Source organism: Thalassobaculum sp. OXR-137 (assembly GCF_034377285.1).
Lineage (GTDB): Bacteria > Pseudomonadota > Alphaproteobacteria > Thalassobaculales > Thalassobaculaceae > Thalassobaculum.
The window spans coordinates 3,045,549-3,064,817 of record NZ_CP139715.1; the positions used below are offsets into that span (position 1 = coordinate 3,045,549).

A 19,269-nucleotide genomic window follows, 5' to 3' on the forward strand; every position below is an offset into this window, starting at 1 on the left:
TTGACTACATCAGTTCACGGGATTGCTTGCTTAGTGATTTTTCACAAATATCGAGTACTGACTTCCAATATGTAGTCCATTCTTCAGGTTTTGAGTTCATAATTTTTTCTGAAAAGAATTTTAGATAAGAATTTTTACTTCCATCTTTAATTTTGAAGGGCATAATGGTGCCCTGGGCGTCTTCCGAGTAGCTGTCGAACCATCCGGGGTGAGCTTGAGCTGCTTCTTTAACCCATTTGTCTGGAAGCAATCCTTCTATCGCAAAACGGTCTCTAACAACTACAAAATCTACATTTGGTGCAAATGGGATATTTTTATTCGAGAAATAGTTCTGTAGAGATCTTCTTACACTGTCGCCGGCATCGTCCCCATCTAAAATACAAATTGACGCTCGTTCTTTTCTGATAAATTCATGGGTGGCCTTTAGGAACCCCTCTATCCCTTTTACTCCGCCAAAATCATGAATATAAGTATTTTGAGAAAATAATATAGGGTACTGCTTTCGAAAGCGTTCATGTTTTTTCAAGCTATTTATCACTAAATCAAGATACATTCTATCTGTTGATCCCTCCACAAGAATGTTGTATTTTGAAAAATTGTAAAAGTCAGAGAAGCGAACGCCTAGAGATTGCCTAATATGACTTGTGGCCTCGAAATATGTTTTAAATCGGTTTGTTTTGGTCCACCCTTTTTCCAGGGTAACACCAACAGCTTTGGTTGGGTCTTGAGGTACAAATCCTAAGGAATGAGTGGTTACGATTATTTGAGAGTACTGAGATAAGACGTCCAGTAATGCTATGCATTGCGTGGCTAATTCTGGATGAAGGTAAGATTCGGGTTCCTCTAATAACCAAAGCGATAATTTTCCTTCATTTTTTTCTTTCTGAGCGATCCAGCAAAAACTACTAAGAAGAACTGCAGATTGAATTCCCATTCCTTTTTGAAAAACGCTTGTTGTATTGTTATCCTTTAGATTAAATTCGATTTTTCGGAAAAAATCTTCTGGATTGTTTGGGAGTCGAAAAGAGGCGTCTAGGTTGTTTAAGTTGGAAGATTTTAGGAATCTGTTGATTTCATCGGATGCTTCATTAAGTGCGGCGTTCAGCGCCTCCAAATGAGGTGCGATAACTTTATGCATTCTTTCAAAAAGAACTGGCATAACCAGATTATTGTAGAGATCCGATATGCTTTTCTCAGAAGGAATATAGTGAATAGAAAGTTTAGACAGTATGTAATCAAATAGTCGTCTTTCTAATCTAGAGTAAGATGCACCGTCAGCGCCTTTTGGACGCTTTAAATTTGGAAAGATGCGGTATACTGGATTCGAATTTTCGGAAAATGTCAAATATAAAGTGATTTCATCTTCGCTATGTGTTGGAGCTCCAAGGGATGTTCTTGCTTGGTCAACAATTCCTCGTAATTCTTCGTCATGTAAATCTTCTTCAATTTTTATTTTAACTTGTATATTTGTTCTTAAAGATCTTTCTCCTTTGCACATATCCTGTAGAAAAGTAATGAATTGCTTTTAGGGTGTTTGTTTTTCCAGAATTATTTGGGCCTACTAGAGTTATTGCCTGATCTAAATCAAAATTTAATTCTTCTTTTATTGTTCTGTAGCCTCTAACGCTGATATTAGATATTTTCATTTTCTTGTCCTGCGAATTTTGAATCAATATAAGGTAGAATTATCGCGGAATGAAAATCAAAGTGTCAAGTTGCGTCGTTGTCTGCTCACGTATACCGCCTGAAACTCCCCTCCACCTTGACCGTCCCGGTCTGCGACACCACGACGATGCAAAGGACGAAACTGTCGATCGTCTGGCCGTCCCTGGCAAACGGCAGGATCAGGCGGTCGTAGCGCAGCTCGCTGGTGCCGTCGCCGATGGGGAAGACGCGTTGGGAGAAATGCGGGGCGCGGGAGACCAGGATCTCCTTGTAGGTCTGCTTCGCCGTCTCCAGATAGGCGCCCTGGTACAGCGCGTCGAAGGTCTTGCCGGTCGGGTCGCGGCCGGCGCGGGAGACGATCTCGGTGCCGGCCAGACGGTAGCGGAAAGACCGGGTCACCGGCGCGTCGGCCGGGATCCCGGCGGCGAGGGCTGCCGGGTCGACCCGCTCGCCGTTCAGCACATGGCAGGGCTCGATCACCGCGATGCGCGGCAGCATGGCGCGGAACGCCGCCGGCTCGAAGCTATCGCGCGACGGCAATCCGCCCTCGGGGCGGGCCGCCTGCCAGAAATCCAGCAGCGCCCGGTGGTCCGGATGCTGCACGGCGCTCAGTGCCGCGACTTCCGAGGCATAATTTCTATCATCGCTCATTGCCGACCAAACCTATACCGGCGGCGCCGATTGACCAGGGGGACCGGAAATCTTCCGGCGGCGTGCATGCCGATTGCGCTGCCCGACCCCGGGGAGTAGGTCTGCGCCGGCGACGTGCCGCCCCGACCGGTCCTGGATCGGCAGACCGGCGTCCGCGCCTTCCGATCCAGCCGAAAGATCAAGATCTTGCCCGATGAAAATGAAGAATACGTCTACGACGAGGCCACCGGCGAATGGCTGCCGGCCTCCGAGGCGGCCACGGCCGCATCCGGCGCCGAGGCGGTGGTGGTCAAGGATGCCGCCGGGACGGTCCTGGCGGACGGAGATTCGGTGACGCTGATCAAGGACCTCAAGGTGAAGGGCGCGAACCAGACCCTGAAGCAGGGCACGGTCATCAAGTTGATCCGCCTGACCGCCGATCCCGAGGAGATCGACTGCCGCCACGAGAGCATCAAGGGCCTGGTCCTGCGCACCGAGTTCGTGCGCAAGCGCTGATCGCCGCCGATCCCCGCCGACCGCCAGCGATCTCGGGCGGCGGCGGGCGACCCAGCCGATCGATTCCCTGTATTTTCCCTGCATTGTCGTCGGCGCGAGCCGTCTGCTAGCGTCCCTGTCCTTTCAGAACGGTCCTCGCAGGGAGCGCGTCATGGCCATTACCTTCTACGATCTGTGCGGCAAGGATGGAGCGCGGTTCAGCCCCTACGGCTGGCGCACCCGCATGGCGCTGGCCCATAAGGGGCTGGACTACACGCTGGAGCTGGTGAAGTTCACCGAGAAGGAGAAGCTCGCCTTCACCGGCCAGAAGCTGGTGCCGGTGATCCAGTACGGCGAGACCGTGGTGAACGACAGCTTCGCCATCGCCTGCTTCCTGGAGGACGCCTTCCCGGACAAGCCGTCCCTGTTCAGCGGAGAGGCCGGGCGCGGCATGGCCAAGACGATCAACGGCTTCGTCGACCGCATGGTGCAGCCGCTGATCGCGCCGCTGATCGTCGCCGACGTGTTGGACTGCGTGGACGAGAGCTGCAAGGAGTACTTCCGCAGCTCGCGCGAGCAGCGCTTCGGCATGACGCTGCAGGAGTTCCAGTCGAAGCGGGACGAGAAAGTGGCCGCCTTCCGCACCGCCCTGGAGCCGATCCGGATGGTGGTGAAGGACCAGCGGTTCATCGGCGGCTCGGCCCCGACCTATGCCGACTACATCCTGTTCGACTCCATGCAGTGGGCGCGGCTGACCTCGACCTTCCAACTGGTGGAGGGCGACGATCCGATCCATGCTTGGTTCGAGCGCGTGCTCGACAGCAATGGCGGCATCGCCCGCGAGGAACCGATCGCCGCGACGGCCGCCTGAAGCGCCCAAGAAGAACCGACAAGAACAGCCAACAAGAATAACCGGAGGAAACCGCATGCCCCCCGTCCTGCCGCCGCCGCGCCTGACGCTGCCCGAGCCCGACAAGCTGTCGCCCGAGCAGCGGCGCATCCACGACGAGATCGCCGCCGGCCCGCGCGGCAAGGTGCAGGGGCCGCTGGCGATCTGGCTGACCTCGCCGGATCTGGCCGACAAGGCGCAGCAGCTCGGCGCCTTCTGCCGCTATGGCTCGTCGCTGGAGCCGCGGCTGTCGGAGCTGGCGATCCTGGTGACCGGCCGCTATTGGGGCGCGCAGTTCGAATGGACCGTGCACAAGCCGATCGCGCTCAAGGCCGGCCTGTCGGAGGCGGTGGTGGAAGCCGTCCGCACCCGCCAGACCCCGCCCTTCGAGACGGAGGACGAGCGGGTGGTGCACGACTTCGCCCAGGCCCTGCACCGCGACCGCAAGGTGACCGACGAGTTGTACGCCGAGGCGGTGCGGGTGCTGGGCGAGCGGGGCGTGGTCGATCTGGTCGGTATCCTCGGCTACTACACCCTGATTTCCATGACCCTGAACGCGTTCAACGTCCCACTGGAGGGCGATGCCCAGCCCGAGCTGGACTGACGCGACAAGACACGACCTGACGGAGGAGACGGCGATGCTGGCAGCGGAACTCACGGCCATCGGCCCGGCGCATGAGGTGGTGAAGGCCATCGAGGTGGCAGCGCCCGGCGCCCCCGCCGCCGACGAGATCGTCGTCTCCCTGTCCGCCTGTTCGATCAACCCGGCCGACCTGCTGCTGATCGAGGGCAAATACGCCAGCCTGCCGCCGGTGCCCTCGCGCCTCGGGATCGAGGGGGTGGGGACGGTCGAGGCGGTGGGGGCCGATATCGACCACCTGGCGCCGGGCGACGTGGTGCTCAGCCTGGGGCGCACCAACTGGGCGCACAAGGTGGTGCTGAAGGGCACCCAGGCGGTCAAGCTGCCGGCCGATATCGATGTCGAGCAGGCCGCCATGCTGAAGGTCAACGGCGCCACCGCCTATCGGATGCTGAAGGATTACGTGGACCTCGCCCCCGGCGACTGGGTGATCCAGGACGCGGCCAATTCCGGGGTCGGGGTGAACCTGATCCGGCTGGCGGCGGCGGCCGGCATCCGTACGGTCAACGTGGTGCGCCGTCCCGAGCTGATCGAGCCGCTGATGGACCAGGGCGCCGATGTGGTGGTGGTCGACGGCCCGGACCTGGTGCAGCACGTGCACGACGCCACCGGCGGGGCGGAGATCCGGCTCGGCATCGACGCGGTGGCCGGCAGCATGGTGCGCCGCATGGCCGACTGCCTGGCGCCGGGCGGGGTGATCGTCAACTACGGCCTGCTGTCCGGCGATCCCTGCGAGATCACCGCCGACCATCTGGTGTTCAAGGGGCTGAGCCTGACCGGCTTCTGGCTCGCCAAGGTCGCCTCGGGCATGAGTTACGAGGAGGTGGCCGAGATGTATCAGGCCCTGGCCGAGCGCATCCAGGACAGGACCCTCGCGGTGCCGGTCGAGGCGCGCTACCCGCTGGAGCGGATCGAGGAGGCGATGCGCCACGCCGGCACCTATGGCCGCGGTGGGAAGGTGCTGCTCCGGCCGGATCGGTGAGCGACTCACGCCGGTGAGTAACTGACGGCAGTCAATTGCCACTAGACGTCGTGGGGATTTAGATGCAATCTTTTTCACAAAGATGTATCTGATTTTCATCTGACCCGTCAGACAAGCTCCCGAGAGTGGCGTCATGGATTCGACGAAGGTTGTCGCCGTGCTTTCGGCGTTGGCGCAGGAAACCCGTCTCGGAATCTTCCGATTGCTGATGAAGGCCGGCCCCGACGGCATGTCCGCAGGCGCGATCGCCAAGGAGCTCGGCGTGGTGGCCTCGACCCTGTCGCACCACCTCAGTCTGCTGGAGCATGCCCATCTGGTGACCTCCACCCGCAGCGGCCGGCACGTGATCTATGCCAGCAACCTGGACGGCGCCCGGCTGCTCATCGATTTCCTGACCGAGGACGCCATCGACGTGCAGCCGTCGATCGGCTGTGCGGCGGAGTAGGCGGGCGGCCCTTGACCGCGGTGTCGCCGTTAACCTTGTATTGAGGGGTTTCAGCGACACTTTATCGCCATGACCCAGGATCCCAGGCCCCCCGAAGACACCGAGATCGAGCTGCCGGCCGAGCTATGCGGTGCCGCGAAACTCGGGTTGCAAGTGCTTGGGTTCGTCTGTCTGGCCATCGGCATCGCCGGGGTGATCCTGCCCGGGCTGCCGGGGACGGTGTTCCTGATCGTGGCGCTCTGGGCGTTCTCGCGCTCCTCCCACCGGGTCCATCTCTGGCTCTACAGCCATCCGCGGTTCGGCGCCGGATTACGGGCCTGGCACCGACACCGGGTGATCCCGACCCGGGCGAAGATCGCCGCCGTCGCCGCGATGACGCTGGCCGCCGCCATGCTGATCGCCGCCTTCCCGACGAATGCGTGGATCCCCGGCATCGGCATCGCGATCATGCTCGCTGTGGCCGGCTGGATCGTCACCCGACCGGGGCGCATCGCCGATCCGAGCTGACAGGCTGGCTCCGGGCCCTCTCTTCGGCTAAACCGTTGGGCCATTGTGCCTCCCGGGGCTGAGAGAAAGTCTGGTCTGCCATGCCACCGCGCCGCCGTCGCCCTGCGCCGACCCCGATCAAGAAAGGCCGCATTCCCGCCAATGCCGGGCCGGTCGATATTGAGATCGAGTCCGTCGGCGGCCGCGGCGACGGGGTGGGCCGGGCCACCGTCAAGATCGGCTATGACGAGCGCGAACGGCTGGTCTTCGTGCCCTTCACCCTGCCGGGCGAGCGGGTGCGCGCCCGTCCGGTGGCAGACCGGGGCGAGGGGGTGGCGGCCGAGCCCATGGAGCTGCTGTCCACCGTCGAAGACCGGGTCGACGCCGCCTGTCCCCATTTCATGACCTGCGGCGGCTGCGCCCTGCAGCATTGGCGCGACGAGGCCTATCAGGATTGGAAGGTCGCCCAGATCCGCCAGCATCTGTCACGGGTCGGGCTGGAAACCTTCCACATGGCACCGCTGGTGGCGGCCGAGCCCGGCACGCGCCGCCGCGCCGACTTCGCCGTGCGCCGGCTCTCCGACCGCACCGTCCTCGGCTTCCATGAGCGTGGTGGGAACAAGATCGTCCCGCTCGACACCTGCCCGGTGTTGACCTCGCCGCTGCAGGCACTCCTGCACCCGTTCAGCGACCAGATGCATCGTGTTCTGGAGCCGGGGGAGGGGGCGGACGTCATCCTCAACCACCTGCACACCGGCATCGACGCGCTGGTGGTGCTGCCGCACAGCCCCGATCTCGCACAGCGCGAGGCCTGGGCCGAGTTTGCCGATACCGAGGGGCTGGCCCGGCTGTCGATGCGGGTCGCCGGCGATCCCGACCCGATGCCGGAGCCGCTGGCGGCCCGTCACGCGGCGACGATCCGCCTGGGCTCGGTCGACGTCGCGCCGCCGCCGGGGGCCTTCCTGCAGGCCACAGCCGCCGGCGAGACCGCGATCCGGGAGGCGATGATGGCCGCGGCGCGCAAGACCAAGCGCCGGCTCGACCTGTTCAGCGGCATCGGCACCCTGTCGCTGCCGCTGGCCGCCGACGGTCCGGTGCTGGCGGTCGATGGCGATGCGGCCGCGATCCGGGCGCTGCGCTCGGCGGCCGATGCTGCCGGACTGGGGACCGCCCGGCTGAAGACCGAGACCCGCGACCTGTTCAACCTGCCACTGGAAGGGGCGGAGCTGGACGGCTTCGACCTCGCGGTGTTCGATCCGCCGCGCGCCGGGGCGAAGGCTCAGGCCGCCGCCCTCGCCGCCAGCAAGATCCCGACCATCGTCTCGGTGTCCTGCAACCCGGCCACCTTCGCCCGCGATGCGGCGGCCCTGGTCGAGGGCGGATACGCCCTCGAACGGCTCGTGCCGATTGACCAGTTTCTGTGGTCTCCCCACATCGAGTTGGTCGCCGTGTTCCGGCGCTGACACTTCACCGATCCAAGGAGACCCCATGGCCGCCACCCGTGACGAAACCGACAGCCTGGGGGCCATCGCCGTCCCGGCCGAGCGGTACTGGGGCGCGCAGACCCAGCGCAGCCTGGAGAACTTCCCGATCGGCGGCGATCGGATGCCGGTCTCCCTCATTCACGCCTTCGCCCTGCAGAAGCAGGCATCCGCCCGCGCCAATCGCCGGCTCGGCACCCTTGAGGCGGATCTGGCCGAGGCGATCGAGACGGCGGCCGCCGCGATCGCCGCCGGGAAGCATGACGCCGAGTTCCCGCTGGTGGTCTGGCAGACCGGCTCGGGCACCCAGACCAACATGAACCTCAACGAGGTGATCTCGAACCTGGCGAACGAGATTTTGGGCAGCGCGCGGGGCACCAAGAGCCCGGTCCATCCGAACGATCACGTGAACCGCGGCCAGTCCTCGAACGACAGCTTCCCGACCGCCATGCATATCGCGGCGGTGCGCGAGATCCACGGCCGGTTGCTTCCCGGCCTGCGCCGGCTGCACAAGGCCCTGGCCGCCAAGGCCGAGGCGTTCCACGACATCGTCAAGATCGGCCGTACCCATCTGCAGGACGCCACGCCGCTGCGCCTGGGCGACGCGGTGGGCGCCTGGGCCTTTCAGGTCGAGACCGGCATCGCCCGGGTGGAGGCGGCCATGCCGCGCCTGTCGGCCCTGGCCCAGGGGGGCACGGCGGTCGGCACCGGCGTGAACACCGAGCCGGGCTTCGCCGAGGCGTTCGTGGAGGAGCTGCGGGCGCTCACCGACCTGCCCTTCACCTCAGCCCCGAACAAGTTCGAAGCGCTCGCCGCCCACGACGCCATGGTCGAGATGTCCGGCGCTCTGAACACCGTGGCGGCCTCGCTGATGAAGGTGGCGAACGATGTGCGGATGCTCGGCTCCGGGCCGCGCTGCGGCATCGGCGAGCTGATGCTGCCGGCGAATGAGCCCGGCTCCTCGATCATGCCCGGCAAGGTGAACCCGACCCAGGCCGAGGCGCTGACCCAGGTCTGCGCCCGGGTGATGGGCAACCACACGACCATCACCGTCGCCGGGGCGACGGGGCATTTCGAGCTCAACGTGTTCAAGCCGGTGATGGCCGACGCCCTGCTGCAGTCGATCCGCCTGCTGGGCGACGCGTCGGCCAGTTTCGCCGAGCGCTGCGTAGAGGGCATGGAGGCCGACCGCGCCCGCATCGCCGACCTGGTGGGCCGGAGCCTGATGCTGGTGACGGCCCTGGCGCCGCATATCGGCTACGACGCGGCCGCCAAGATCGCCAAGAAGGCGCATGAGGACGGCACCACCCTGAAGGAGGCCGCCCTCGCACTGGACCTGGTCTCCGACGCCGATTTCGATCGCTGGGTGCGCCCGGAGGCGATGCTGGGGCCCGAGGGGTGATGCCCTCGGCGGAGGGCGCAGCCGATCCGGCGGCGCCGCGCAAACGCTCGGTGATGATCGCCGGTCATGCGACCAGCGTCTCCATGGAGCAGGCGTTCTGGGATCTGCTGACCGCTTTCGCCGAGGACCAGGGCGTCTCGCTCAACGCCCTGGTGACCGACATCGACCGGACGCGCACGGCCAACCTGTCGAGCGCCATCCGCGTCTGGGTGCTGCGCGAATGCGCCCGGCGGGCCGGGCTTTCCGAAGACGTCTCGGATTAGACCACGAAGTTCAGCAGGCCGTTGCCCTGGGGCAGGATCGAGCCGATCTGGCTGGCCAGGGCGGCGTCGGCATTGTAGGTCGAGTTCACGCTGAAGCCCTGGGATTCCAGGTCTTTCTGGATCAGATAGCGCTCGATGAACTTCCGTGCCGCATCGGTGAATTCGATCGGCTTCAGGAAGTCGCCGGCGGTCCCGCCTTCGCCTTCGATCGCGGTTTTCTCTTCGCCGATGATCTGCTTCTGGATGTTCAGCGCGTAGGTTTCCGCCTTCAGACGCCCCAGCGTGCCCTGGGCGACGAACAGCGCGTCGTTCAGCGCGCTCACCCGGGCGGTATCGTCGCCGGCGCTCGCCGCCACGTAGTCGAAGCCTTCCAGCGCGGTGCGGAAGTTGCTCTCGAAGGAGGTCTGGGCGTCGATGGTGATCGTCGAGCCCAGGGAGTCGAGCGCCACCTTGATGTCGCGCGAGAACTCGCCGAGCAGGTTCTGGCCGTCCTTGCCGGACTTGGCGATCACGTCGTCGAGTTCGACCCGCAGCGCGCGCACCTCACTGTCCAGGCGGCCGCGGGGATCGGCCTGCTCCAGGGCAAAGGCGATGACGGTGCGGTCCCGTTCGAGCTGGGAGGTGAGGTCTTCCAGCGCCGGCTTCAGGTCGCTGTCGAGCTGGGTGACCAGGGCCTCTCCGGCGGCCGCGTCGCCGATAGTCGCCGGCAGCAGGCTGTAGATCGACGCCGCCAGATCGCCGCCTTCGGCGCGGGCCTGGGCTCCGCCCACCACGGTGTAGTTGAAGGTGCCGTCGGCCAGCAGGTTGTCGAGGTCGATGGAATTGGTGCCATCGCTGACGCTGCCGGGCGTGTTGATGAGCTGATCCAGTTCCCCCAGCCGGGCGGTGTAGTAGGCGTTGATCTCGGTCAGATCCGCGCCGTCCTTCTGAGCGTCCTTTCCGAGCTGCCGGATGTCGGACAGCACGCGCTCGATGGTCGTGGCGCGGTCCAGGCTGTCGTCGATGGAAAGCAGACCGGTGCTCAGCGACTGGGTGTCCAGTTCCACCGCGAAATCGAGATTGCTCAGCGCGTTCGAGATGCTGACGACGTTGATCGAGGTCTGGCTCTCGGAGGTCTTGAACGCCGCGTTGGCGGTGTCGTAGCTGGCGTCGACCGCGTCGATATCGGCCGAGCGGGTGGCGAAGGTCGCCCCGCTCACGGCATCGCGAGCGGCCTGGAGATCGGTCAGGAACCCGGCCAGATCGGTCGACCGGGTGATCGCCCGGGTGCCGTCGCTGGCGACCTGGGTGGAGATCTGCGCGGCCGTCGCGTCGGTGCCGGGCGGCAGGGCACCGGCGGTGCCGTTGCGCAGCAGATTCTGGGTCTGCCCGGTGGCGGGGTCGTAGAACGTGGCGCTGTTGATGAACCCGTCGTCGCCGAGGATCTTGTCCGCGAGATCGAGATACTGGGCCTGCAGCTCGGCGAATTCGTCGGTATCCTCCGCGTTGCGCAGCTTGGCGGCCAGCGAGTCCAGGTCGTTCAGCGCGCTCCGGGTACTCTTGGTCGCCTCGTCGGCGGCGGCGACCAGGCCGCGTTGGCGCAGAAGGTCGGGGATCGCGGCTTCCTGGATCGGAATTTCGGCGGCGTTGACGCCCGCCGGATCGGTGATGGCGCCGATATCCTCGTACTTCGTCCGCACGGCCTCCAATTTGCTGACGATGCTGGTCAGCGTGGCAACGGCGGCGCTGATGGCCTTGGAGCCATCGCCGATCTTCGTGAGGTCGCCGGAGAGGACTTCCAATCGGCTCAGATCGGAGGCCGAATTGGAATTCAGCTTGAGGGCGTCGAGGTTGAGGCCTCTCTCCACGAGGGAGGCCTGCTTCTCCACCGACTGGTTGGCAATCTGGGCCGGCAGGTTGAGCGCGTCGGTAACGATCGCGCGCAGGGCCGAGTCACCGAGAATCTGGAAGGTATTCTCAACCGAATTGATCCGGCGCAGGAAGAACAGTGCGTCGCGGGCGGCGGAGTTCTGCGAGCCGAGGCTGCGCTCGAACTGGACCGTCAGGTACTTGTCGGTGAGTTCGGACTGCTTGGAGTTGAGCTGGACGTTCTTGACGCCGAATTCGGCGGTATCCAGGAACTTCGCCAGTTCGCCGTAGCGGGTGTCGGCCAGGCGGTTGGCGAAGGAGTTGAGATCGTCCGGGTCGCTCTCGATGACCTTGCGGATCTTGCCGATATTGTTGATGTCGGCATCGAGACCGAAGGAGGTCAGCACATATTGCAGCGTGTCGCGGTCGTCGAGCAGATCGTCGACGGTTTCAAGCTTGGACGCCCCAGACTTGAAGTCGGAGATTGCGGCCTGGACGTCGTTTCTGTCGAGGAAGGCCTGACGGGCGGCAACCTGATCGCGCTCGTAGCTGCGCCAGGCAGCGATTGCCGACATGGAAGACCCGCCGCCGCCATAGGCGGCACCGAGAAGTCCGCCACCTCCTCCGGAGGCGCCTCCCAGAATGGCCGATGCGGCTGCAAAATTCGACACGGCGGAAAACTCCTGTTTTTGCCGTAGATTTGGGAGAAACACCCCCAAACCGGTCGGTTCTCGACCACCTTCTACTATAGGGCTCCCGCTGCATTTCCACAACGGGATTCACTTTTCTTCACTCGGCGGTCTGCGGTGGGAGCCGTCGCCGGGCAGTTCTTGCCGGGCGAATGCCCCCGCTTCTATAGTGTCGACCGATCCCATGCGAAAACTGTTCCAAGAGTCTGCGCCATGTTCACGACGCGCCCGGAAATCCGCGGCACATTCGGAGTTGTTGCTTCCACCCACTGGCTTGCGTCCGCCGTCGGCATGCGGGCCCTGGAGCGGGGCGGCAACGCCTTCGACGCCGCGGTCGCCAGCGGTTTCACCCTGCAGGTGGTCGAGCCGCATCTGAACGGCCCGGGCGGCGACCTTCCAGCCCTGTTCTACAGCAAGAAGACCGGCAAGCTCGAAGCGCTCTGCGCCCAGGGACCGAGCCCGGCGGCGATGACCATGGAGGCGATCCGCGGCCTCGGTCTGGACCTCGTACCCGGCAGCGGATTCCTGCCCGCCGTCGTCCCCGGCGCCTTCGACGGCTGGCTGCGGCTGCTGCGCGACCACGGCACTATGACCCTGGCCGAGGTGCTGGAGCCGGCGATCGACTACGCGATCAACGGCTACCCGGCGGTCGGCCGCATCGCCGCGACCATCAACACCGTGAAGGAGCTGTTCGAAACCGAATGGCCGACCTCGGCGGCTATCTACCTGAAGAACGGCCAGCCGCCCGCGCCAGGCAGCCTGTTCGCCAACCCGACGATGGGCGAGACCTATATCCGCATCGTCAAGGAGGCGGAAGCCGGCGGCGGCTCGCGCGAGGCGGTGATCGATCGGGCGCGCGACATCTGGTACCGCGGCTGGGTGGCCGAAGCGATCGACGCCTATTTCCACGCGGCACCGATGATGGACGTCTCCGGCCGCCGCCATCTGGGCCTGCTGACCGCCGACGACCTGGCGGGCTGGGAGTCCCATTACGAGGAGCCGACCACCTACGAATGGGGCCGCTACACCGTCGCCAAGTGCGGACCCTGGAGCCAGGGCCCGTCCATGCTGCAGCAGCTCGCCCTGCTCGACGGCATGGGGGTGGCGGACATGGATCCGACCGGCCCGGACTTCGTGCACAGCGTGGTCGAGGCGATCAAGCTCGCCATGGCCGACCGCGAGGCGTTCTACGGCGATCCGGACTTCACCGACGTGCCGATGCAGACCCTGCTGTCGCCGGAATACAATGCCGAACGGCGCAAGCTGATCGGCGAGACCGCCTCCATGGACCTGCGTCCGGGCACCATCGAGGGCTATCTGGGCTCGATCGATGCGGCAATGGGTGTCGATGTGGAACTCGATCCGCGCGAGATGGAGCGCATGGGCATCGGCGAGCCGACCGTGTCGAAGAGCGGGGCGATGAAGGGCGACACCGTCCATATCGACATCATCGACAAGGACGGCAACATGTTCTCCGCCACGCCGAGCGGCGGCTGGCTGCAGTCCTCCCCGATCATCCCGGAGCTCGGCTTCTGCATGGGCAACCGGGCGCAGATGTTCTGGCTGGACGAGCGCTCGCCGTCCGCGCTCGGTCCGAAGCGCCGGCCGCGCACCACCCTGTCGCCGAGCTTCGCCCTGCGCGACGGCGAGCCCTACATGGCGTTCGGCACCCCGGGTGGCGACCAGCAGGACCAGTGGCAGACCCTGATGTTCCTGCACCATGCCGCCCAGGGCATGAACCTGCAGGAGTCGATCGACTGCCCGGCCTTCCACAGCGAGCATTTCCCGAGCTCGTTCTGGCCGCGCGGCCGCAAGCCCGGCAAGCTGGTGCTGGAGGGGCGGTTCCCGGAAGCGACGGTGAAGGAGCTTCAGCGCCGGGGCCATGACGTCCAGGTTGGCGAGGACTGGTCGGAAGGCCGTCTCAGCGCCGCGGCGAAGGACGGCCGCATGCTCAAGGCCGGAGCCAATCCGCGTGGCATGCAGGGTTATGCGGTCGGCCGTTGATCGACAGCATTCTGTACAGCGAAACGGAGGGGGTGGTCCGTGTCACCCTCTCCGGATCGTTCTCTGTGGACGATTTCGGGCAGGCGATGGGCGAGGTGGTCCACATCCGGCAGACCGTCGGGCCGACCCATGCGATCTGGGACGTGACGGCCCTGGATTTCTCGCGGATCGATCTTCACGTCCTGCGGCAGACCAGCCAGGTGCGGGCGGCTTTCACGCCGCGGCGGGTGCAGGAGCGGGTGGCGGTGATCGCCTCCGGCGAGATCGAGAGCTCGCTGATGAAGCTGTTCCTCGACCTCTCGGAGGATCCCGGCACCTGCCAGCGGGTGTTCACCGCCCGTGCGGAGGCGGAAAGCTGGTGCCTGACGGGCACCGACGCACCCGCCTAGGGCTCTTCCGGCATCCCGATCGTGGCCAGGGCGTTCGACAGGTATTCGCGCAGATAGAAGGCGGTGTCGGGGGTCAGTTCCACCAGCGCCACCCGGCCGTCCTCGCGCTTGATCTTGAGGATCAGGTTCTCGCCCGACAGCTCGATGATGAAGGACTCCGCCCGCGCCGCCACGCCGGGCGCGCGCTCGCGCTCCGCCACGCTGGGCTGCGCGCGCGCGAATTTCGTCCAGTCACTTTCAGCCGGCTTCACCATGGCGCTTGGGAATGATCATCCTCGTGTCGGCTCGCAATCCGTGATTATATAGAATTTGAAAGTGTTTGACTGCTATTTCCTGCGGAACCGGACGAGGGCGAGAGCCGAGTCGCCATGAAGAAGCTTCTACTGTTCGTTCTGCTGCCCCTGTTGCTGCTCATCGGGGCCGGCGCGGGCGCCTTCGTGGCCGGGCTGATTCCCGGCTTCGGCCCCCAGCCGCCGGCGGAACTCACCGCAGAGCAGAAGGCGGAGATGGAGCGCCTGGCCAATATCGCCCCCTCCGCCGCCAAGCCCAGTCCGGTCGGCGCGGTGTTCCATACCCTCGACGAATTCGTCGTGAATTTGCGGTCCAACAGCGGGTATCCGGTCTTCCTGCTGCTCAGCCTGACCATCGAGCTGTCGAACGATCAGGCGGTGGCGGCCATCACCGCGCGCGAGCCGCAGATCCGCGACGCCCTGATCGTCTACCTGTCGAACCTGACCCCACAGCAATTGAACGGCTATGACGGCATCCAGAAGGTACGCGACAATGCCTGGAGGATGTTGCGCGAGCAGGTCGATCCGTCGTTGATCGTGAACGTTCAGGTCGCCAAGCTCACCGTCAAGTAAGCCGGCCGCGCGGGAGATCGCCCCGGTGGCGTCCGCCCCAAACGCTCTTACGATCCAAGGAGAATCCGATGTCCCGCATGCTCGCCGTCGCCCGCGAAAGCTGGCCGATCCGCGGAGTGTTCCGCATTTCGCGCGGTGCGCGCACCGAGGCGGAGGTGGTCACGGTGACCATCAGCGAGGGCGACACGGTGGGACGCGGCGAATGCGTCCCTTATACCCGCTACGGTGAATCCATCGACAGCGTGATCGAACAGATCCAGAGCGTGGCCGAGGCAATCGCCGGCGGCATGGATCGGCTGGCGCTGCTGGATGCCCTGCCGGCCGGTGCCGCCCGCAACGCGGTCGACTGCGCCCTGTGGGATCTGGAGGCCAAGAGCAAGGGAGTGCCCGCCTGGAAACTGGCCGGTCTGGCGAACGCGCCGGAGCCGGTGACAACGGTCTATACCCTGTCGGTCGACACGCCGGACGCCATGGGCGCGGCCGCCGCCGAGAACGCCCACCGGCCGCGCCTGAAGCTGAAGATGACCGGCGACGGCGAGGATCTGGCGCGGGTGACGAAGATCCGCGAGAACGCGCCGGGCGTGGACCTGGTGGTGGACGCCAACGAGGCCTGGACCATCGACAGCTATCTGGAGATCGCGCCGAAGCTGGCCGAGCTCGGCGTGTCGATGATCGAGCAGCCGCTGCCGGCCGGCGACGATGCCGCCCTGATCGGCGTGCCGCGGGCGACGGCGGTCTGTGCCGATGAGAGCTGTCACGACACCGCGACCCTCGACGGGCTCGAGGGCAAGTACGACATGATCAACATCAAGCTCGACAAGACCGGTGGCCTGACAGAGGCGCTGCGGCTGAAGGCCGAGGCGGAGAAGCGCGGCTTCCGGGTGATGGTCGGCTGCATGATCGGCACCTCGCTCGCCATGGCGCCCGGCATGATCGTGTCCCAGGGGGCCGAACTGGTCGACCTGGACGCGCCGCTGCTGCTGGCCAAGGACCGCGACCCCTGCATGACCTACAACGGCAGCACGGTGATGCCGCCCGACGCCGCCCTGTGGGGCTGAGGCGATGAGCGGCGTCGCCGAGCATTACGAGCGCAGCGGGCTGGTCGAGCAGCTGGTCGCCCGGCTGGCCGAGCATGGGATCACCGAACCGACGCGGGCCGACTTCTCCGTCCTCGACCAGATGCACATGCGCGGCGAGACCGGCACCGAGGACGTGATCGCCGCCACGGGAATGGCGGCCGGGATGGCGGTGGCCGATTTGGGCTCCGGCCTGGGCGGCTCTGCCCGGATCTTCGCCGACACGGTCGGCGCCCGGGTGACGGCGGTGGACCTCACGCCGAGCTTCTGTGCAGCTGCCGAGGCGATCAATGCGATGGTTGGCCTGTCCGACCGGATCACCGTGGTGCAGGGTGATGCCACCGCGACCGGCCTGCCGGCGGAGACGTTCGACGTGGTGACCACCCTGCATGCCTGCATGAACATTCCGGACAAGGCCGGGGTGTACGGCGAGGCGTTCCGTCTGCTGAAGCCGGGCGGGCGGTTCTGCTTCTACGACATCGTTCTCGGGCCGGGCGGCGATCCCCGCTACCCGACCCCCTGGGCCGAGCGGCCGGCGCTCAGCCACCTGGTCCCGCCGCAGGAGATGCAGGCCCTGTGCGAGGCCGCCGGATTCCGTACCCTGGAGCTGCGCGACTACACCGACGAGGCCAAGGCGGGCTCGGTGAAGCGGCGCGAGGAGGCGAAGCGCCGGGCGGAGACGGGCGCGCCGGCACCACTGCAGGCCGGCGACATCCTGATGGGCGCCACCGCCGGCGAGAAGATGCGCAACATGGCGTTCAACTTCGACGGCGCCCATGTGGGCGTGACGCTGGGGCTGTTCGAGAAGCCGTAGGGCAAGGCGAAAAAAAGAGCCGCGGTAGGGGGACCGCGGCTCTTGCGACATGTCCGCAAGGGACGGAGGAAGCCCAGGGTGGACCTCAGTCGTTGGAGAAGTTTAACGATAGGTCGCGTGACATGTCAATGCATGCGCGCATTGCGTGTTCAATAAACTATTCGACCGGGTAGGGGCCGTCCGCGAAGACCGTGTCGTGATAGCCCTTGCTGCCGACCGCCCGGGCCAGTGGACTGCCGATGGGCTCGCCGCGGGAGAGTTGGTCGAGCACCCGGGCGAAATCGTATTCGGGTCGCCAGCCGAGCTCCCGGCGTGCCTTGGCATTGTCGTAGACCCGGTCGATCTCGTCGAACATCCGGTAGCCGAGGCGGCCGTAGATCTCCTCGAAATTTGGGAACAGCCGGCCGACGACGGCGCCCGGGTCCCGGCGCAGGGCCGGAAGGTCGGCGCGGGTGAAGGCTGTGGTGGCGCTGACGATGTATCGCCCGAACCCGATCTCCGCCGCCCGGTCCAACGCACACAGATGCGCCTCGGCCGCGTCCGCCAGGTCGACCCGTCGGAACAGGAACTCGTTGGCCTTGGCATTGGCGTCGGCATAGAGCGTACGGCGCTTCCGGTTGTCGTCCTCCTCCGGGAAGAAGCGGGAGGTGCGCAGGATCAGGCAGGGCAGGCCGTGGCGCCGATGGAACAGCTCGCACAGGTCCTCGGCGGCCGTCTTGGTCACGCCGTAGATGTTCTTCGGCGTCCCGCGCACGCTCTCGTCGATCCAAGCCGCCGGCTGTCCGGGCTCTGGCGTAAGGGCGCCGCCGAAGGCGCTGGTGGTGCTGGTGAACACGAAGGCGGAGACGCCGCAACGCACCGCCTCCTCCAGCAGGGTGAGGGTGCCGGTGATGTTGGCATCGACGAAAGCCTGCCGGCGGTGCGTCCCGACATGTGGCTTGTGCAGGGTGGCCGTGTGCAGGACGGCGTCCACACTCTGCGTGGTGCCCGCCACCACGTCCGGATCGGCGACGGAACCCACGATCTGGGTAAAGGGGCCGGGCTTGATGTCGATGCCGACCGCCTCGTGCGGGCCGCCCGCCAGCACCCGCATCAGGGCCTCGCCGAGATGGCCGCTGCTCCCGGTCACCAGGATCCGCATCGTTCCTCCAGCCGTGCTTCAGTGACGATCAGGGCGTGGAGGATAGGGATGGGGCAGGGAGACTCTACGAATATTTAATACCCGACCTCCGCCTTCCACAGCTCGTCGTTCACCTCGCGCATGGTGCGGTCGTGGGCGCTTTCCAGGCAGCCGCGCAGGGTCAGCTTGAAGCCCATCTCGGCGTATTGGCCGCAGCGGTCGAGCTCTCCCTTGGCGCGGGCGATGCCGTCGGAGGACAGGCCCGCCAGAGCGCCGGACTCCGCCACGCTGCTCCATAGCGCCGCGCGCTTGAACGGATCGACGGCCCGCGGATCGACGCCGCCCGACATGGCGGTCGGCAGGGCGTTGATCATCCGCGTCAGGGTCACTGCCGCATCGGGCCGTGTCTTGCCCGGATGGAAGAAGTCCGATGCGGTGAACCGCGGCTCGCCATAGGCCGTCTCGGCGTCCCGCTGGGCGATCTCGGTCGGCAGCGGGGCATCCGTGACCGGCACGAGCGAGACCATCGGCGCGATGCGCACGGACACCTCGGTCGCGTCGAGCGAGGCGAGACGGGCGCTGTCCATCGTGATCCGGGTGCGGGTGAAATGTCCGTCGCTGACATAGCCGAGCAGGCCCGCTCCGGAGAATTCCCGCGTGCTGCCGTCGGACTTGCGCACCAGCAGGGTCACGTCGCCGGCCCCCGCCGTCTCGTACACCTGTCCGTCGCCGGGCGGTGGTCGGTGTTCCTGCAGACAGAATGAGGAGACCAGCGCCTGGCAGATCCCCCCTTCGCATGTCAGCGGCACGGGTGTCGCGTGGGCGACGAGGCCCAGGACCTGGGGTGGCTGCGCGATTTCCGCGGAAGCGCGGGCGGAGGCGGGAACGGAGAACGCGGCGGCGATGCCCGTCAGGGCGGCTGCGGCGAGAAGCATCGGGCGTTGCATGCCCATGGGACCTCCCTCGGGCGGATCCGACGGGACGCCTGCCGCCCTGGCTGTCGTTATGGGAAAAGTATGGATCCGGCCGACACACCCGGCAAGTCACGAAACCCGGAGCTTCGGGACGCGCGTTGTCCAAGGGCGACG

At 65.1% G+C, this 19,269-nt stretch carries 21 protein-coding genes; 14 read left to right on the plus strand and 7 right to left on the minus strand.

The genetic code is table 11. The features are described from left to right. Positions 1-4: 4 nt before the first annotated feature. The 3 genes from T8K17_RS14350 to T8K17_RS14355 all read right to left on the minus strand — a co-directional run bounded on the left by T8K17_RS14350 (position 5) and on the right by T8K17_RS14355 (position 2,316). Positions 5-1,498, minus strand: a complete 1,494-nt coding sequence (locus T8K17_RS14350; protein WP_322330417.1) for an ATP-dependent nuclease — start codon at positions 1,496-1,498, stop codon at positions 5-7. Next, complete coding sequence (locus T8K17_RS26290; protein WP_416153112.1) at positions 1,455-1,646, minus strand: AAA family ATPase; 192 nt, start codon at positions 1,644-1,646, stop codon at positions 1,455-1,457. The genes T8K17_RS14350 and T8K17_RS26290 overlap by 44 nt, the downstream gene beginning before the upstream one ends. Positions 1,647-1,731: 85 nt before the next feature. Further along, entirely contained in the window at positions 1,732-2,316 is a 585-nt protein-coding gene (locus T8K17_RS14355) for a PAS domain-containing protein (RefSeq protein ID WP_322330418.1), read from the minus strand. A 186-nt stretch (positions 2,317-2,502) separates the two neighbouring features. Here T8K17_RS14355 and T8K17_RS14360 point away from each other — a divergent pair, with 186 nt between their 5' ends. The 9 genes from T8K17_RS14360 (at position 2,503) to T8K17_RS14400 (ending at position 9,378) form a co-directional block, all read left to right on the plus strand. Next, complete coding sequence (locus T8K17_RS14360; protein WP_322330419.1) at positions 2,503-2,811, plus strand: alkylphosphonate utilization protein; 309 nt, start codon at positions 2,503-2,505, stop codon at positions 2,809-2,811. Positions 2,812-2,962: 151 nt separating this feature from the next. Continuing rightward, positions 2,963-3,661 (plus strand): glutathione S-transferase family protein, encoded by a 699-nt coding sequence (locus T8K17_RS14365; protein WP_322330420.1) that lies wholly within the window; start codon positions 2,963-2,965, stop codon positions 3,659-3,661. A gap of 55 nt (positions 3,662-3,716) precedes the next feature. Next, a complete protein-coding gene (locus T8K17_RS14370; protein WP_322330421.1) occupies positions 3,717-4,283 on the plus strand; it encodes a carboxymuconolactone decarboxylase family protein in 567 nt (188 codons plus the stop codon). Between the two features lie 34 nt (positions 4,284-4,317). Further along, complete coding sequence (locus T8K17_RS14375) at positions 4,318-5,301, plus strand: zinc-dependent alcohol dehydrogenase family protein (RefSeq protein WP_322330422.1); 984 nt, start codon at positions 4,318-4,320, stop codon at positions 5,299-5,301. Positions 5,302-5,434: 133 nt separating this feature from the next. Beyond that, entirely contained in the window at positions 5,435-5,746 is a 312-nt protein-coding gene (locus T8K17_RS14380; RefSeq protein ID WP_322330423.1) for a winged helix-turn-helix domain-containing protein, read from the plus strand. A 69-nt stretch (positions 5,747-5,815) separates the two neighbouring features. Continuing rightward, positions 5,816-6,253, plus strand: a complete 438-nt coding sequence (locus T8K17_RS14385) for a YbaN family protein (protein ID WP_322330424.1) — start codon at positions 5,816-5,818, stop codon at positions 6,251-6,253. Positions 6,254-6,333: 80 nt separating this feature from the next. Beyond that, positions 6,334-7,695, plus strand: coding sequence for a class I SAM-dependent RNA methyltransferase (locus tag T8K17_RS14390; RefSeq protein ID WP_322330425.1), 1,362 nt, complete (start codon positions 6,334-6,336; stop codon positions 7,693-7,695). Between the two features lie 25 nt (positions 7,696-7,720). Further along, on the plus strand, positions 7,721-9,115 hold the full coding sequence (fumC, locus tag T8K17_RS14395) for a class II fumarate hydratase (protein WP_322330426.1): 1,395 nt from the start codon (positions 7,721-7,723) through the stop codon (positions 9,113-9,115). Further along, positions 9,115-9,378, plus strand: a complete 264-nt coding sequence (locus T8K17_RS14400; RefSeq protein WP_322330427.1) for a ribbon-helix-helix domain-containing protein — start codon at positions 9,115-9,117, stop codon at positions 9,376-9,378. Before fumC ends, T8K17_RS14400 begins: the two co-directional genes overlap by 1 nt. On the opposite strand, the gene T8K17_RS14405 is transcribed toward T8K17_RS14400, so the two are convergent. Next, complete coding sequence (locus tag T8K17_RS14405) at positions 9,375-11,897, minus strand: DUF1217 domain-containing protein (protein WP_322330428.1); 2,523 nt, start codon at positions 11,895-11,897, stop codon at positions 9,375-9,377. The two genes, T8K17_RS14400 and T8K17_RS14405, sit on opposite strands and share 4 nt — an antisense overlap. Before the next feature lie 231 nt (positions 11,898-12,128). Between T8K17_RS14405 and T8K17_RS14410 the strand changes: the two genes are divergently transcribed. Together T8K17_RS14410 and T8K17_RS14415 are read left to right on the plus strand one after the other, a co-directional pair. After that, positions 12,129-13,919, plus strand: a complete 1,791-nt coding sequence (locus T8K17_RS14410) for a gamma-glutamyltransferase family protein (protein WP_322330429.1) — start codon at positions 12,129-12,131, stop codon at positions 13,917-13,919. Further along, positions 13,916-14,308, plus strand: coding sequence for a hypothetical protein (locus tag T8K17_RS14415; RefSeq protein ID WP_322330430.1), 393 nt, complete (start codon positions 13,916-13,918; stop codon positions 14,306-14,308). Before T8K17_RS14410 ends, T8K17_RS14415 begins: the two co-directional genes overlap by 4 nt. Here the strand turns inward: T8K17_RS14415 and T8K17_RS14420 are convergent. Further along, a complete protein-coding gene (locus T8K17_RS14420; protein WP_322330431.1) occupies positions 14,305-14,508 on the minus strand; it encodes a hypothetical protein in 204 nt (67 codons plus the stop codon). The genes T8K17_RS14415 and T8K17_RS14420 overlap by 4 nt on opposite strands. Before the next feature lie 168 nt (positions 14,509-14,676). Here T8K17_RS14420 and T8K17_RS14425 point away from each other — a divergent pair, with 168 nt between their 5' ends. The 3 genes from T8K17_RS14425 (at position 14,677) to T8K17_RS14435 (ending at position 17,061) form a co-directional block, all read left to right on the plus strand. Next, positions 14,677-15,171, plus strand: a complete 495-nt coding sequence (locus T8K17_RS14425; RefSeq protein WP_322330432.1) for a flagellar basal body-associated FliL family protein — start codon at positions 14,677-14,679, stop codon at positions 15,169-15,171. 68 nt (positions 15,172-15,239) lie between these two features. Further along, positions 15,240-16,229, plus strand: a complete 990-nt coding sequence (dgcA, locus tag T8K17_RS14430; protein ID WP_322330433.1) for an N-acetyl-D-Glu racemase DgcA — start codon at positions 15,240-15,242, stop codon at positions 16,227-16,229. Between the two features lie 4 nt (positions 16,230-16,233). Next, complete coding sequence (locus T8K17_RS14435; RefSeq protein ID WP_322330434.1) at positions 16,234-17,061, plus strand: class I SAM-dependent methyltransferase; 828 nt, start codon at positions 16,234-16,236, stop codon at positions 17,059-17,061. A 157-nt stretch (positions 17,062-17,218) separates the two neighbouring features. Here T8K17_RS14435 and T8K17_RS14440 read toward each other — a convergent pair whose 3' ends face one another. After that, the gene (locus T8K17_RS14440; protein ID WP_322330435.1) at positions 17,219-18,202 is read right to left on the minus strand and encodes an NAD(P)-dependent oxidoreductase; all 984 of its coding nucleotides are present in this window, start codon (positions 18,200-18,202) and stop codon (positions 17,219-17,221) included. 74 nt (positions 18,203-18,276) lie between these two features. Next, complete coding sequence (locus tag T8K17_RS14445; RefSeq protein ID WP_322330436.1) at positions 18,277-19,128, minus strand: hypothetical protein; 852 nt, start codon at positions 19,126-19,128, stop codon at positions 18,277-18,279. Between the last annotated feature and the right edge of the window lie 141 nt (positions 19,129-19,269).

What these genes read in the sequence shown, in the direction of transcription:
- T8K17_RS14385 (WP_322330424.1), top strand. Translation starts at nt 5,816, where the DNA reads ATGACCCAGGATCCCAGGCCCCCCGAAGACACCGAGATCGAGCTGCCG.
- T8K17_RS14440 (WP_322330435.1), bottom strand. Translation starts at nt 18,202, where the DNA reads ATGCGGATCCTGGTGACCGGGAGCAGCGGCCATCTCGGCGAGGCCCTG.
- T8K17_RS14435 (WP_322330434.1), top strand. Translation starts at nt 16,234, where the DNA reads ATGAGCGGCGTCGCCGAGCATTACGAGCGCAGCGGGCTGGTCGAGCAG.
- T8K17_RS14375 (WP_322330422.1), top strand. Translation starts at nt 4,318, where the DNA reads ATGCTGGCAGCGGAACTCACGGCCATCGGCCCGGCGCATGAGGTGGTG.
- T8K17_RS14350 (WP_322330417.1), bottom strand. Translation starts at nt 1,498, where the DNA reads ATGTGCAAAGGAGAAAGATCTTTAAGAACAAATATACAAGTTAAAATA.
- T8K17_RS14410 (WP_322330429.1), top strand. Translation starts at nt 12,129, where the DNA reads ATGTTCACGACGCGCCCGGAAATCCGCGGCACATTCGGAGTTGTTGCT.
- T8K17_RS14365 (WP_322330420.1), top strand. Translation starts at nt 2,963, where the DNA reads ATGGCCATTACCTTCTACGATCTGTGCGGCAAGGATGGAGCGCGGTTC.
- T8K17_RS14445 (WP_322330436.1), bottom strand. Translation starts at nt 19,128, where the DNA reads ATGCAACGCCCGATGCTTCTCGCCGCAGCCGCCCTGACGGGCATCGCC.
- T8K17_RS14400 (WP_322330427.1), top strand. Translation starts at nt 9,115, where the DNA reads ATGCCCTCGGCGGAGGGCGCAGCCGATCCGGCGGCGCCGCGCAAACGC.
- T8K17_RS14370 (WP_322330421.1), top strand. Translation starts at nt 3,717, where the DNA reads ATGCCCCCCGTCCTGCCGCCGCCGCGCCTGACGCTGCCCGAGCCCGAC.
- fumC (WP_322330426.1), top strand. Translation starts at nt 7,721, where the DNA reads ATGGCCGCCACCCGTGACGAAACCGACAGCCTGGGGGCCATCGCCGTC.
- T8K17_RS14380 (WP_322330423.1), top strand. Translation starts at nt 5,435, where the DNA reads ATGGATTCGACGAAGGTTGTCGCCGTGCTTTCGGCGTTGGCGCAGGAA.
- dgcA (WP_322330433.1), top strand. Translation starts at nt 15,240, where the DNA reads ATGTCCCGCATGCTCGCCGTCGCCCGCGAAAGCTGGCCGATCCGCGGA.
- T8K17_RS26290 (WP_416153112.1), bottom strand. Translation starts at nt 1,646, where the DNA reads ATGAAAATATCTAATATCAGCGTTAGAGGCTACAGAACAATAAAAGAA.
- T8K17_RS14355 (WP_322330418.1), bottom strand. Translation starts at nt 2,316, where the DNA reads ATGAGCGATGATAGAAATTATGCCTCGGAAGTCGCGGCACTGAGCGCC.
- T8K17_RS14390 (WP_322330425.1), top strand. Translation starts at nt 6,334, where the DNA reads ATGCCACCGCGCCGCCGTCGCCCTGCGCCGACCCCGATCAAGAAAGGC.
- T8K17_RS14425 (WP_322330432.1), top strand. Translation starts at nt 14,677, where the DNA reads ATGAAGAAGCTTCTACTGTTCGTTCTGCTGCCCCTGTTGCTGCTCATC.